13 protein-coding genes and 1 tRNA gene are annotated in these 13951 nt (G+C 61.6%); 4 read left to right on the forward strand and 10 right to left on the reverse strand.

Annotated elements, in window-relative coordinates; genetic code table 11:
* Positions 1 to 101: 101 nt before the first annotated feature.
* Together GFJ39_RS05690 and GFJ39_RS05695 are read left to right on the forward strand one after the other, a co-directional pair.
* Entirely contained in the window at positions 102 to 1586 is a 1485-nt protein-coding gene (locus tag GFJ39_RS05690) for a sugar porter family MFS transporter (protein WP_153430423.1), read from the forward strand.
* A 34-nt stretch (positions 1587 to 1620) separates the two neighbouring features.
* Positions 1621 to 2061 carry an HIT family protein gene (locus GFJ39_RS05695; RefSeq protein ID WP_153430424.1) on the forward strand — a complete coding sequence of 147 codons (441 nt, stop codon included), beginning with the start codon at positions 1621 to 1623 and terminating at the stop codon, positions 2059 to 2061.
* Here GFJ39_RS05695 and GFJ39_RS05700 read toward each other — a convergent pair.
* The 5 genes from GFJ39_RS05700 to rfbB all read right to left on the reverse strand — a co-directional run bounded on the left by GFJ39_RS05700 (position 2053) and on the right by rfbB (position 6610).
* The gene (locus GFJ39_RS05700; RefSeq protein ID WP_153430425.1) at positions 2053 to 2991 is read right to left on the reverse strand and encodes a glycosyltransferase; all 939 of its coding nucleotides are present in this window, start codon (positions 2989 to 2991) and stop codon (positions 2053 to 2055) included. The two genes, GFJ39_RS05695 and GFJ39_RS05700, sit on opposite strands and share 9 nt — an antisense overlap.
* Positions 2992 to 3102: 111 nt before the next feature.
* Positions 3103 to 3993, reverse strand: a complete 891-nt coding sequence (gene rfbD / locus GFJ39_RS05705; RefSeq protein ID WP_194285304.1) for a dTDP-4-dehydrorhamnose reductase — start codon at positions 3991 to 3993, stop codon at positions 3103 to 3105.
* Positions 3994 to 4001: 8 nt separating this feature from the next.
* A complete protein-coding gene (rfbC, locus tag GFJ39_RS05710; RefSeq protein WP_153430427.1) occupies positions 4002 to 4565 on the reverse strand; it encodes a dTDP-4-dehydrorhamnose 3,5-epimerase in 564 nt (187 codons plus the stop codon).
* Positions 4566 to 4667: 102 nt separating this feature from the next.
* Positions 4668 to 5534 (reverse strand): glucose-1-phosphate thymidylyltransferase RfbA, encoded by an 867-nt coding sequence (gene rfbA / locus GFJ39_RS05715; RefSeq protein ID WP_153430461.1) that lies wholly within the window; start codon positions 5532 to 5534, stop codon positions 4668 to 4670.
* Positions 5535 to 5554: 20 nt separating this feature from the next.
* On the reverse strand, positions 5555 to 6610 hold the full coding sequence (gene rfbB / locus GFJ39_RS05720) for a dTDP-glucose 4,6-dehydratase (protein ID WP_153430428.1): 1056 nt from the start codon (positions 6608 to 6610) through the stop codon (positions 5555 to 5557).
* Between the two features lie 195 nt (positions 6611 to 6805).
* On the opposite strand from rfbB, the gene GFJ39_RS05725 reads away from it, so the two are divergent.
* Positions 6806 to 8854, forward strand: coding sequence for a hypothetical protein (locus tag GFJ39_RS05725; RefSeq protein ID WP_153430429.1), 2049 nt, complete (start codon positions 6806 to 6808; stop codon positions 8852 to 8854).
* Entirely contained in the window at positions 8851 to 9537 is a 687-nt protein-coding gene (locus GFJ39_RS05730) for a histidine phosphatase family protein (protein WP_153430430.1), read from the forward strand. The genes GFJ39_RS05725 and GFJ39_RS05730 overlap by 4 nt, the downstream gene beginning before the upstream one ends.
* Before the next feature lie 109 nt (positions 9538 to 9646).
* Here the strand turns inward: GFJ39_RS05730 and GFJ39_RS05735 are convergent.
* From GFJ39_RS05735 to mnmG, 5 genes are all read right to left on the reverse strand, one after another.
* Positions 9647 to 9722: transfer RNA gene (locus tag GFJ39_RS05735), tRNA-Lys, on the reverse strand.
* A gap of 117 nt (positions 9723 to 9839) precedes the next feature.
* On the reverse strand, positions 9840 to 10715 hold the full coding sequence (locus GFJ39_RS05740) for a ParB/RepB/Spo0J family partition protein (RefSeq protein ID WP_153430431.1): 876 nt from the start codon (positions 10713 to 10715) through the stop codon (positions 9840 to 9842).
* A gap of 6 nt (positions 10716 to 10721) precedes the next feature.
* A complete protein-coding gene (locus tag GFJ39_RS05745) occupies positions 10722 to 11525 on the reverse strand; it encodes a ParA family protein (RefSeq protein WP_325062847.1) in 804 nt (267 codons plus the stop codon).
* Entirely contained in the window at positions 11515 to 12096 is a 582-nt protein-coding gene (rsmG, locus tag GFJ39_RS05750) for a 16S rRNA (guanine(527)-N(7))-methyltransferase RsmG (RefSeq protein WP_153430432.1), read from the reverse strand. Before rsmG ends, GFJ39_RS05745 begins: the two co-directional genes overlap by 11 nt.
* Entirely contained in the window at positions 12093 to 13949 is a 1857-nt protein-coding gene (gene mnmG, locus GFJ39_RS05755) for a tRNA uridine-5-carboxymethylaminomethyl(34) synthesis enzyme MnmG (RefSeq protein WP_153430433.1), read from the reverse strand. The genes rsmG and mnmG overlap by 4 nt, the downstream gene beginning before the upstream one ends.
* Positions 13950 to 13951 lie beyond the last annotated feature (2 nt).

The following is a 13951-nucleotide window of genomic DNA, read 5'->3' on the forward strand; positions in this document are numbered from 1 at the left end:
CTGGATCATTTTGTACTGTTTTCCGATATTTTCCAGGTGGTTTTCGGACGTTTTTCCGGCGGGACTGAAAAACCATCCGTTTCGTGATATGTTATGTCGTCATGGAAAACGATACGAAAACAGTCCGAACCGGACGGGAGACAGTTGATCCCGCTTCCGTCGAAGTTTCTCCCAATGCCAAGCTGATGCTGATTCTGGCTGCCGTGGTCGCTGCGATCTGTGGCGGTCTTTACGGCTATGATACCGGCATCATCTCCGGAACCCTGCCCCTGATCGGTGATGATTTCCACCTGAATGCGGCCATGAAGGAATGGGTTGCATCGGCTATTCTGCTGGGAGCGATCTTCGGGGCATTCGGGGCGGGCAGCCTGTCGGAGAAATTCGGACGGCGGAATACAACCTGTCTGGTCAGTGGCGTGTTCGTGGCAGGGGCAACGGCCTGTTCGCTGGCGCCGGATGTCTGGAGCCTGATTGCGGCGCGTTTTGTGCTGGGACTGGCTGTTGGTGGTTCGACGCAGGTCGTACCGATGTATATTTCCGAACTGGCGCCGCAGGAGCGTCGTGGCACGCTGGTCACGATGTTCAATGTGGCGATTGGCCTGGGCATTCTGATCGCCAACATTATCGGCTTTACGGAACGCGTGGCCTGGGGCTGGCGCCCAATGGTGGGCATTGCGGCTATTCCGGCGGCGATCGTGTTCGTTTCCATGTTCTTCATGCCCAAGAGCCCGCGCTGGGTGGCTGAAAATGAAGGCATGAAGAATGCCATCATCCAGCTTGGGCGCATTCGTACGACCAAGCGGGCCATCCGCCGGGAAGTCCAAACCATTCGCGAGAATGCGGAAGGGATCGAGCAGAAGAACCGTGGCTGGCGCGGTCTGTTCCAGCCCTGGGTACGGCCTGCGCTCGTGGCGGCCCTTGGCGTTGCGTTCTTCACGCAGTGCGGCGGGCTGGAGATGATGATCTACTATACGCCGACCTTCCTGAATGATGCGGGTTTTGGCACGTCCTCGGCTCTTCTGGCATCGCTGGGTGTGGCGGTGATCTACTGCATCATGACGTTCCTGGGCTGTATGTTCGTGGACCGGATTGGTCGTCGCCGCCTGATGCTCATCATGGGGCCGGGTGCTGCGCTGTCGCTCGTGGGGCTTGGCGTGATGTTCCTGAGCCATCCGGCTCCAGGCAGTGTAGGCGCCTACATGATCGTCGTGTTCCTGCTGCTGTTCATGATGTTCAATTCCGGTGGCATTCAGGTCTGTGGCTGGCTGCTGGGGGCGGAGATGTTCCCGCTCTCGATGCGTGGACAGGCGACGTCGCTTCATGCCGCGACGCTGTGGGGGGCTGACCTGCTGGTGACCAGCACGGCGCTGAGCATGGCCCAAGCCATCGGGCTGAGCTGGACGATGTGGTTCTATGCGTTCGTCAATATCGCGTCTGTGGTTTTCGTGTTCTTCTTCGTACCGGAGACGGCCGGAGCGTCTCTGGAAGACATTGAGGAGGCGCTGATCGAAAAGCGTTTCCGTCCGACGCGGGGGAATACGCGTATCGTGCAGAGCGAGGACGAGGACGTTGAAGCCGCTGCATGATAGGCTTTCCCCTTCATAACGGAGGGGAGTGGCTATGACGGATGTTATCGCGCAAAGGGTTGCTGCCGCACGATGTGGCAGCAACCCTTCTGTTATCGGGCGTATGAAATCGGGCTGGCTCGTGATTGGCGAGACGCAGCCGCTGCCGGGATATTGCCAGCTTCTGGCCGACCCGGTCGTGCCGACGATCAATGATCTTCAGGGTGAAGCCAGAACACAGTATCTCGCGGACATGGCGGCGATTGGAGATGCGCTGCTGGCCGTTACCGACGCCGTGCGGATCAATTACGAGACCTGGTGCAATCTGGCACCGTCCCTGCACACCCACATTGTCCCGCGCTATGCCTCCGAAGATCCGGAGAAAGCCACGCGCCCGGCGGGGACGGTCTATGACTACGATGCAGCGCGGCCGTTCAGTCTGGAGCAGGACGGATCGTTCATGGAGGCCATGCGGCGTTATCTGGATCTAGCGTGAGAGCAGATACCAGATCCGGAAGACGGTGGTTTCGGAGAATCTCTGCCGCCTGAGATCGCGGTGCTTGACGAGCATGCGCAGTCGGGCCGCGAATGTCCGCGCGGCTGCAATGTCTTTCAGCAGGCTCAAGGCCGGAGCGGACAGGTTTTCCGGATTGTTCAGCAGATGCGTCACGTTGGAGTGGAAGATCGTCATGAAGACTTTCGGTCCACGACGGCAGGCGGCCCAGGCGCGTCTGATGAAGGAACCGGTTGCACCAACGGTGTTGTGGGCGTGCTGACGGTAGTAGCTGACGCAGCGGTTGTCGAAAATGATCTCTCCGTCGGCTGCGGCCGTCAGGAGATAGGCCCACCAGTCATGCAGGACCGAAGGCGGGGGCGGCGTGTTCCGCATCAGGCTGTGGGTTGCGGCGTTCAGCAGGATGGTGTGGCCGGTTGCGATATTCTGCGTCAGGGCCGCCGGAAAATCGGGTCTGCGGCGCAGGGGGGCGGATTCCTGGAAAATGACGAGATCCGCATCTGTCAGATACTGCCGGGCGCAATACAGGGTCGGCTTTTCGGCCGGGCGACGGCTGATGGCATCGAGGGCCCATTCCAGCTTCCGTGGTTCCCAGATGTCGTCCTGATCGGCAAAGGCGACATACGGCGTGGTGGGGATGGCGTCGAGCAGATGCGTGTAGGATCCCGCGACGCCCAGACGGCGGTGAGAGGTCGTGATTTCGACGCATCGCCCCTTTCCGGCGCCTTCGGCAAAGGCACGCATCCGCTCCCGAGAGGAATCGGTTGAGGCGTCATCGCGCCAGTAAAGCGTCCAGTCAGGGTGGGTCTGGGCCAGAATGCTCGAAAGCTGCGCGTCCAGATAGGTCTCGCCATTGTAGAGCGACAGGAGAATGGCGACCTGACGTGAAAATTCCGCCCTTTTCTGTGTCATGTTCCGGCACCTGGGTATGAGGCCGAAAGAGGGGAAAAGGGAATCATTCGGACGCAACGAAAGAAAGGGTGGCAGTTGGTTGCCCTTCTGTTTGAAAAGGGCGGTAACAGGTCAGGCTTCGGAAAACAGCCTGTGAACGATGGTTTTCACGCTGTGACGCCAATCTGGCATTTTTATGCCGAAAATGCGATGCAGTTTCGAATTGTCCATCCGGGAGTCCTGCGGACGCTTGGCAGGCGTGGGCCAGTCCTCGGTGCGGATGGCGTTGACCCGCGGCATGGTCTGGCCATGTTTCGCGGCTTCTTCCAGTGCCGCGACGGCCAGGCCGTGCCATGTGGTTTCGCCGGTTCCACTGGCGTGGAAAATGCCGCGATATTCCGGCTTCCAGCCATCGCGCTCGATCAGGGCGATGATGGCGAGAATGGCTTCGGCCAGATCGTCCGAACTGGTCGGGTTGCCTTTCTGGTCTCCTACGACCTTGAGCACGGGATTTTTCGCGCCCGCATTTATCATGGTGCGCACGAAGTTTTTGCCGTGGGCCGAATAGACCCAGGCCGTACGCAGGATGATGCTCTTGATGTTGGCGGTCAGGACGGCCTGTTCGCCCTCGGCTTTGGTGCGGCCATACACCGTCTCGGGAGAGGTGGCATCGTCTTCGGTATAGGGCGTGCCCTTGTCGCCGGAGAAGACATAGTCGGTCGAGACGTGGATGAACGGGATGTCCGCTTTCGCACAGGCTGCGGCAAGCGCGGCCGGCCCGGTGTTGTTGGCGCGTTCGGCGCCATCCTTCTTGGTTTCGGCCAGATCAACAGCCGTCCAGGCGGCAGCGTTCACGACCACTGACGGCTTGTACTTCTCCATCGTGGCGGCAATGGTTTCCGGGCGGTCGAAATCGAATTCCGGACGGCCGACGCGGGTGATGCGCTCATTGCTGAGATTCTGAAAGGACGTCGCAAGCTGGCCGTTGCCGCCCGTGACGAGAATGGGACCTGTGCTGGACATCGTCATGCTCACTTTTCGTACGAGAACCAGCTCCTGGATTCTGCAAAATGCGGTGCGATCTTGTCCTTGTCGGACAGGATGGCGTCAGTTTCAGAAACGGGCCAGTCGATCTTCAGTTCCGGGCAGTTCCAGATGACGGCACGTTCGGAAGCCTTGCTGTAGAGCGAGGTGCATTTGTACTGCACTTCGGTGTTCTCTTCGAGCGTGACGAAGCCGTGCAGGAAGCCGGGTGGAATCCAGAGCTGGGACCAGTTGTCGGCGGAAAGCTCGGCGCCGACCCATTTGCCGTAGGTCGGCGACCCCATGCGGGCATCGACGGCCACGTCCCAGATTGCGCCACGGGTGACTCGGACGAGTTTGCCCTGCTCGTAAGGGGCAAGCTGGCAGTGAAGGCCACGCACGACGCCTTTCGGGCGGGAGAGGCTCTGGTTGTCCTGGACGAAAGGCAGGTCGATGCCGGCCTCGCCCATGCTCTCCACATTGTAGGTTTCGGAGAAGAAGCCGCGATTGTCACCAAAACGGGGAGGCATGACGAGAATGACCTCTGGAATGGAAAGACGTTCGACTTTCATGCTCTGAAAATCCCTGTTTCGAAAATCATGTCGTGAAAAATGGTCACGAAAAAATGGTTCCGGATGCAAAAAGATGCAGAAAACCGGAACCGTATGAAGAAATCAGCTGTCGGCCAGTTCCCGCAGAAGGCGACCGAGTTCGGTCTTGCCCATTTCCTTCGCGTGTTCGCGAAGCTGGTCGGCCGTGATGAACTTGTTGCGGAAAGCCACTTCTGCGGGGGAGCCGACCAGCATGCCCTGACGGGACTGGATGGTCTGCACGAAGGTTCCGGCCTGCATCAGGCTGTCGGGCATTCCGGCATCGAGCCAGGCGCAGCCGCGGCCCAGACGGTCCACCTGAAGGGTGCCTTCTTCGAGATACATGCGGTTGAGATCGGTGATTTCCAGTTCACCCCGGGCGCTGGGCTTCACCTTTTTGGCGAAGTCCACGACGCGGTTGTCGTAGAAATACAGACCCGTGATGGCCCAGTTGGAGTCCGGATGGGTCGGCTTTTCCTCGACCTTCAGGGCCCGGCCACTCTCGTCGAAGGAAACCACGCCGTAACGCTCGGGGTCACGGACCTGATAGGCGAAGACCGTGGCACCCTGCGGACGGTTCGACGCGGCACGCAGAAGAACGCCCAGATGTTCGGAGAAGATCAGGTTGTCGCCCAGCGCCAGGGCACAGGGGGCGCCCTGAATCCAGTCTTCGGCGATCAGGAAGGCCTGCGCCAGACCGTCCGGGGAGGGCTGGACGCGATATTCGAAGGTGACGCCGAACTGGGAACCGTCACCCAGCAGGCGCTGGAACTGCGGCATGTCATGGGGCGTCGTGATGATCATGATGTCCCGGATTCCCGCCAGCATCAGCGTGGAAAGAGGGTAATAGATCATCGGTTTGTCATAGACCGGAAGCAGCTGCTTGGAGGCTGCCATCGTCATCGGATACAGGCGTGTGCCCGAACCGCCGGCGAGGATGATGCCCTTCATGGGCTTGGTTTCGATGGTGCTCACTTGCTGGCTCCCAGTCTCTGGCCGGTATAGCGCTTGGAGCGGATTCCTTCCCACCAGGCGCGGTTGTCGAGATACCACTGAACGGTCTTGCGCAGACCGCTTTCGAAATCATGCGTCGCTTTCCAGTCGAGTTCCTTCTCGGCATGGGATGGGTCGATCTCGTAGCGGAAATCATGGCCGGGGCGGTCGGTGACGAAGCGGATCAGGCGTTCGCGCGGGCCGGCCGGGTCCGGCTGAAGCTCGTCGAGAACGGCGCAGATTTTCTTGACGACTTCAAGATTGGTGCGGGGCTGGCGGGCGCCGATGGCGTAGGTCTCGCCCGGCTTGCCGATTTCGACAGCCTTGACGAGTGCCTCGGCATGGTCTTCGACGAACAGCCAGTCGCGGACATTCTCGCCCTTGCCATAGACCGGAAGCTCACGCCCTTCGATGGCATTGATCGTGACCAGCGGGATCAGCTTCTCGGGGAAGTGCCAGATGCCGTAATTGTTGGTGGTGTTGGTCACGAAGGTCGGCAGGCCGTAGGTGTGGAACCAGGCGCGGACCAGATGGTCGGACGAGGCCTTGGACGCCGAATACGGGCTGCGCGGATCGTAGGGTGTGGTTTCAGTGAATGGCGGGTCATTCGGCTCGAGATGGCCGAATACTTCGTCCGTGGAAATGTGATGGAAGCGGAAGGTCTTCTTTTCGGCGTCTCCCAGTGTGTTCCAGTATTTCCGGGCGGCTTCGAGCAGGGAATACGTGCCGACGATGTTCGTCTGGATGAAGACGCCGGGTCCGTCGATCGATCGGTCCACATGGCTTTCCGCTGCGAGATGCATGACGGCGTCCGGGCGGTATTCCTCGAACAGGCGCTGCATTTCCACGCCGTTCACGATGTTCGCGCGGGCATGGGAATACCGGGGATCGTCTGCGACTTCGCTGACCGTGTCTTCCGACGCCGCATAGGTCATGCAGTCGACGTTCAGAACCGAATGTTCAGTGTTCCGGATCAGATGGCGCACTACGGCCGATCCTATGAAGCCACAGCCGCCTGTCAGCAAAATCCGCATTTGAACCTCATTGGTTAATATCTGGGTTAGACCCCGGCAGAGTAAATTTATCTTACAGTGTTGTTGAAACAGCGCAAACAACGCCGGCATGTTTCTTTCCATACTTGAGAGAGGGTGTCGGGGAATGCTTTCACTCTCGCGCTAACCGGGCTGATGGGCTAATCCCACAGGCGTGCGGAGGCAGGAGAGGCAGACATGCTGGCTGATACTTTGACACGCTCCCTGACGGATGTTCTGGAGCGGCCCGATCTGCGGGTGATTGCGGATGGGCTGGTCCCGATCCTGGATGTGTCACTGCCACTTCCGTTCAGGATCGAGGGAGCGCTGGAACCGGGGCAGCCTTTCTGTCTGCGCACGGCAACGCTCAAGCTTGGCGGGCTGTGTCTTGAGGCGCCGCGTCTGGCGCCGACTTTCCTGCGGCATGCCGTCGAACTGATGCGGCTGCTGGAACCGGGTGCCAATCCGTATCTGGCCAGTTTTGCCGCAGCGCGGGTGGCGGCACTGTTTCATGCTCTGGATACAGGAGATGTTGCGCCGCTTCCGGCCTGGCTTGTCGTTTTCAGTGATGATGTGCCGGATGCACGGGGTCTTATGCAGAGCTGGGAGACGCTCAGTGCGTTCCTGCCGGATGTGCCGTCCTTCACGCAGCATGAGGCCGAGCGTCTGCAAGGGGTTCTGACCCGGTTGTGGCCTGTTCTCGCGCCAGCCGAGACCTTGATGAGCGGTGGCGGAGATTCCCGGCTGGCCGTTGATCCGCATACCGGGCTGAACCGGTATTCCAGCTCCCATCGTCCCCGGCCCTGGGCGATCACTTTTGGGTCATCGACGGCGTCTTCGCTGTCCGAACGCGGTTTCGGAGGCGCGGAATCCGCCCGACGCACCATGATGAGTGCGCTTTTGGCCAAGCAGGACCCGGATCTGGTGCAGGAAGGTGTTGTGCGCCGGGCCCGCGCGGCGATCGGGGCCCATTATGAGCTGCCGGAAGATGCGGTTCTGCTGTCGGCGTCCGGGACGGACTGTGAGCTTGCGGTTCTGGCGCTTGTCGCGGCGGGGACAGAGCGTCCGGTAACGTCCATCCTTCTGGCCCCCGATGAAACGGGCAGCGGGGTGCCTCTTGCGGCCTGTGGACGGCATTTCGCGACGGACAGTGCCTGTTCCATGCTGGTGGGCAAAGGCGAGGTGATCGAAGGGTTTTCTCCGGAGACGCGGCTGATTGGTGTTGATATCCGTGCGGCTGATGGCACGGCGCGGCCTGTCGCGGAGATCAATGCGCAATGTGCGGCTCTTGTGCGACGCGAAGCGGCCGAGGGGCGGCATGTGCTGCTGCATCGGCTGGATCAGTCCAAGACCGGGCTTGCGGCGCCGGACATGGATCTTGTCTGGGAATTGGGTAGCGAGCTGGGCGATCAGCTCAGCGTGGTTGTGGATGTCTGTCAGGCGCGACTGAGTCCGTCGCGGGTGGCGGACTGGGTGGAGCGGGGAATCATCGTCATGGTGACCGGCTCCAAGTTCTTTACCGGCCCACCGTTCTGCGGGGCCATTCTTCTTCCCCCCGCAATTCGCCGCCGCCTGCCGTCCCTGTCACTCCCCAAGGGATTGCGAGCCTATGGCAACCGGGATGAGTGGCCGGAGGGTGCGGATGCGTCAGCGCTCAATAACGGTCACAATATCGGACTGGCGCTGCGCTGGTATGCGGCTCTGGCGGAAATGGATGCACTGTTTGCGCTGCCCGATCCTGTCATTCATGGACGTCTGACCCGGTTCATGACGGAAGCCGTGGCGATGGTTAAGGCCCGTCCCGTCCTGACCATGCTGCCCATGGGAACGCCTTTCGATGACGGGCGCTGGGATGCGGTTCCGACCATCCTGTCGTTTCTGGTGGAGGACCCGCATGCGCCCGGCCTGCCTCTTGCGCTGGAAGATGCGCGACGGCTGCATCGCTGGCTGAATGCGGATCTGTCGCCCTGGGTGACGGAAGGGGAGGGCAGTCTGCTCTGTGTTCTGGGACAGCCCGTCCCGGTGCCGCATCCGCTGGTGGATGGGCCGGCGGGAGCGCTGCGTCTGTGTGCGGGGGCGCGGCTTGTGTCGGGTGAGCCGTCGCATGAAGGGCTGGACGAGGAGCGCCGGCTTCAGCGCGAATGCATGGATGCGCGCCGGGTACTTGGAAAACTGGAACTGATCCTGAAACACTGGGATGTTCTGCTGGACGTGAACCCCGTCCCCCGTTACGCCCCATTAGTATGACCCAGACAGACAAAGCGGTCCCGCACGGGCATTTTCTCGATACGCCGGAACTGCCGAAAGGCGTCACCCGGTTCTGGATGATCCGCCATGCGGTCGTGGAAGCCAGTGCGCGCAAGACGATGTATGGGGCGCTCGATGTGCCGTTGTGCCGGGAGGCGATGGCGAGCCAGCAGGGCGGCTATGCCACGCTGGCGCGGCGTCTGCCGAAGGATGCGCTGTGGTATAGTTCGCCGCTCCAGCGCGCGCGTGACACGGCGAGCGAGATCCGTAAGGCGGGAGCATTTTCGCAGGATGTGACGATTGACGGCCGTTTCATCGAACAGTCGATCGGGGAATGGCATGGCACGCCGCATACGGAGTTCATGTCTCTGCTGCGACTGCCGCCTAATCCGTTCTGGTCCATTTCCGCGTGTGAACTGCCGCCGGGCGGGGAGAGCATGCTGGATGTCTGTGCGCGTGTGGCGCATGGTCTGGAGGATCTGGCGAATACCCATGAAGGTGAGGACATGGTCGTCGTCAGTCATGGGGGGGCCATCCGCGCGGCTCTGGCGCATGCGCTGAGCGTTCACCCCGATACGGCGCTGCGTTTTTCGATCCAGAACCTGTCCATCACCATTCTGGAGCGTATTGACTGCCTGTGGCGCGTCGTGACGGTTAACGAACTGCCAGATTTCCGAGGCTGAACTTGTGGGGCAGCCTCTGGATTTCCGGGGCTGCCGAAAAGCACGAAAAGACCCTTGGCGGGCTTTGGAAATTCAGTATGAAATTTCTGGGAATAACCGGAGACGGGCATGGTGGGCACACAAGGGCTCGAACCTTGGACCCGCTGATTAAGAGTCAGCTGCTCTACCAACTGAGCTATGTGCCCATGGCCCGTCTACCGGTGGAGCGGCTTATAGCGGGATTCATCGGGAAGCTGCAAGAGGTTTTTTTCTTTTCTTCGCGTCTGGTCTGAAAAAGAAGAAAAGCCTTTCTTTTCAATGCTTTATTTCCGGTTGAGGAGGCGCATGACGCTTTCGAACTGCTCCAGGGACGTATAGTCGATCTTCAGGGAGCCGCCTTTTTTGCCGTTATAGGAAATATGGACTTTCAGGCCGAGGCGGGAGGAAAGGTCGTTTTCGATCTGGAGGATTTCCGCGTCCCGCGCCTTTTTGGCCGGGGCCTGCTCAGTTTTGCCGCCGGTCAGGGCTTCCGTCTGGCGGACGTTCAGGCCCCGGGCGATGACGAGTTTGGCGGCGGCGATCGGATCGGGATGGGTGAGCAGGGCGCGGGCGTGACCGGCTGTGAGGTCGCCGTTGCGGACATGCGCGCGGACTTCCGGCGGCAGGTTCAGCAGGCGCATGGTGTTGGTGATGTGCGGGCGGGACTTGCCGACGGCACCGGCCAGTTCTTCCTGCGTCAGGGTATAGTCCGTGACGAGGCGTTGCAGGCCCTCGGCTTCTTCGATCGGGTTGAGATCCGCGCGCTGGAGGTTCTCGACCAGGGCTGCGGCCATCGCGTCCGTGTCATCCAGTTCCCGGATATGGACGGGGACGCTGTGCAGGCCTGCGAGCTGTGAGGCGCGCCAGCGGCGCTCACCGGCGATGATCTGGTAATGACCCGGCTTTTCCGGATCGGGGCGGACGAGCAGGGGTTGCAGGACGCCGCGTGAGCGAATGGAATCGGCCAGTTCGGACAGGCGCTCGGGGTTCATGTCCTGTCGCGGCTGGAAGGGGCTTGGAGCCAGAACATCCACGGGCAGGGACGAATGCTGCTGCGGTTGGGCGTTTGCGCGTGTGGCGCGGGCCAGTTGCGGCGCCTGATCGCCCAGAAGGGCTGCGAGGCCGCGACCAAGACGCGGGGAACTGTCCTTTTTGGCCATCGCCGGTTACGCCTTTGTCTTGTTCTTGTTGCGTTTGATCAGCTCGTCCGCCAGCGCCAGATAGGCGATGGCGCCTGTGGAGCGGGCGTCGTAATCCAGCACCGGGCTGCCGTGGCTCTGGGCTTCGGAAATGCGGATGTTGCGCGGAATGATCGTCTCGAACACCTGATCGCCGAAGAAGCCGCGCGCATCCTGCGCCACAAGTTCGGAGAGGTTGTTGCGCCGGTCGTACATCGTCAGGATGATGCCTTCGAGATGCAGGTCTGCGTTGAAGGCGCGGCGGACGCGGTCGATGGTGCGGACGAGCTGGCTGATGCCTTCGAGCGCAAAGAACTCGCATTGCAGCGGCACGATCACGCTGTCGGACGCCACCAGCGCGTTGAGCGTCAGCAGGCCGAGGCTTGGCGGACAGTCGATCAGGATCGTGTCGTAATCGCCTTGCAGCGCATGCAGGGCGTCACGTAGACGGTATTCGCGACGCTCGTCCCCGATCATTTCCAGCTCAGCGCCGGCCAATTCGTTGTTGGCCGTGATGATCGAGAGATTCTCGAATGCGGTCGGCTGGGACAGGGCGTGGGGTTCGGCTTCCACCATCAGCGCGGCATAGGTGCCTGTGTTGCGCTGGTCGTAGTCGATGCCCAGGCCGGTGGAAGCGTTGCCCTGCGGGTCCAGATCCACGAGCAGCACGCGCTGCCCCTGACGGGCCAGACCTGCGGCCAGATTGATGGTGGTGGTGGTCTTGCCGACGCCTCCCTTCTGGTTGGTGACGGCAATGATCCGGGTGGTGGGGGATTCGGTTTTAGGCGACACGCTTGAAATCACTGACCTTGATGATGGCTCCGTCGGGGTCGGTGCGGCTGGGGAACATGCTGTGGTTCATGTGCCAGTCTGCGCTTGCCTCGGTCAACTCGGCCTGTGCCTTCTGACCCTTCAGAAACAGGCAGAACCCGTCTTCTTTCAGCAATGGCCGCGCCCAGTCGAGGAGCTTATTGAGGGGAGCCAGCGCCCGGGCCGTGATGATGTCGGCCGGAGGCGGGCTGGCGGCTTCGATACGCTTGGCGATGACCGTGACCTTCGCGCAGCAGATGCGCCCGGCTTCCCGCAGGAAGGCGCATTTGCGCTGGTCCGATTCGATCAGGGTCACCGGGCTGTCTGTGGCGATGGCCAGAATGATACCCGGAAAACCGCCGCCTGAACCCAGATCGGTGATGGTGGCACCTTTGGGGATCAGTTCGGCGAGCTGGAGGCTGTCTTCGATGTGGCGGGGCCAGAGCTGGGCAATGTCACGCGGGCTGACGAGATTGATTTTCGCGTTCCACTGCACGAGCAGGTCGGCGAAGCGCTCCAGCCTTTCGTGTGTTTCACGTGAAACGGTGGTCATGACAGGGTCCTTACATGGGCCAGCAGGACGACCAGCGCGGCAGGTGTGACCCCGCGCACGCGCTGTGCTGCGGCGAAACTGGTCGGGCGGGCCTGGGAAAAACGCTCGCGCATTTCGCTGCTCAGGCCACCGATGGCAGTGTAATCCAGATCTGCCGGAAGGGCGATGGCACTTTCCGATGCGAGCTGTCGAATTTCACGATCCTGCCGGTGAAGATAGCCGCCATAGCGGGCTTCGGTCTCGACATGACGACGCACACGCAGGGGGAGTTCGGCGAACCAGGGGGCCAGCGTGTCCAGTTTCGTATGGTCGCCATTGCTGGCGAGGACATCGAGAACCGTGCGTCTGCGACCGTCCAGAGAGACCTCAAAACCGACATCCCGCAGGGTCTGTGGCAGGAAGGTCGTCTCGGCGGCGCGGGCCATGGCGGCGTCGAGTTTGGCTTTCTGGGCGGTGAAAGCGGCTTCGCGTTCGGACAGAACGCAGCCTGCGGCGATGCCTTTGGGCGTCAGGCGCAGGTCGGCGTTATCGGCGCGCAGAGTGAGACGATACTCGGCGCGGGACGTGAACATGCGATAGGGTTCGCTGATGCCGTGCAGGGTCAGATCGTCTATCATGACGCCGAGATAGGCGTCGCTTCGATCCAGCGTGAGGGGTTCGTTTCCAGCCGTGGAGCGGGCGGCGTTCAGGCCTGCGAGGAGCCCCTGTGCGCCTGCTTCTTCGTAGCCGGTCGTGCCGTTGATCTGTCCGGCCAGATACAGGCCCGGCAGGCGGCGCAGTTGCAGGGACGGCAGAAGCTCGCGGGGGTCTACGTAATCATATTCGACGGCATAGCCCGCGGTGACGATGCGGGCGTTTTCCAGACCGGGCATGGTTGCGATCATGGCGGCCTGCACGTCGGCGGGCAGGCTGGTGCTGATGCCGTTGGGATAGACCAGATCGCCGCCCGGATTGCCGGGCAGGGCTTCGGGTTCGAGAAAGACCTGATGCGAGCTGCGGTCGGCGAAGCGGACGACCTTGTCCTCGATAGACGGGCAGTAGCGCGGGCCGCGTCCAGCGATGGCGCCGCCATACATGGCCGAGCGGTGCAGGTTCTCGGTGATGATCCTGTGGGTTTCGGCGGTGGTCTGGGTGATGCGGCAGACGACCTGCGGGTTGGTGATGGCCGTCGTCATGGGGCTGAACGTCTCGGGTTCGGCATCGCCAGGATCAGCCGGGAGGTTTTCCCAGTCGATGCTGTCTTTGGCCAGGCGCGGCGGTGTGCCGGTTTTGAGGCGCCCCATCTGGAGACCGAGCGCATAGAGCCGTTCGCCCAGACGTTTTGCCGGAGCTTCACCGATGCGTCCGGCTTCCGTCTGGGTGTGGCCGACATGGATGACGCCGCGCAGGAAGGTTCCGGCGGTCAGGACAACGGCACCGCAGCGGAACGCGCGGCCCTCTTCGCAGATAACGCCAGTGATGTGGCCGTTTTCTTCGATCAGGTCACCGGCAGCGCCTTCGCGGATCGTCAGGTTGGGTGTGGCGGCGAGCAGATCCTGAATGGCTGCGCGGTAGAGCGAACGGTCCGCCTGGGCGCGGGGGCCGTGAACGGCCGGGCCCTTGGAGCGGTTGAGCAGTTTGAAATGGATGCCCGCGCGATCTGCGGCCTTGCCCATCAGGCCATCGAGCGCGTCGATTTCGCGCACGAGGTGGCCCTTGCCGATCCCACCGATGGCCGGGTTGCAGGACATGGCGCCGATCGTCTCAAGCCGATGGGTGAGCAGCAGGGTGCGCGCGCCGAAGCGGGCCGATGCCGCTGCGGCTTCACATCCGGCATGACCGCCGCCGATCACGATGACATCGAAATCGCTCAAAG

Source organism: Gluconobacter aidae, from assembly GCF_009547075.1.
Lineage (GTDB): Bacteria > Pseudomonadota > Alphaproteobacteria > Acetobacterales > Acetobacteraceae > Gluconobacter > Gluconobacter aidae.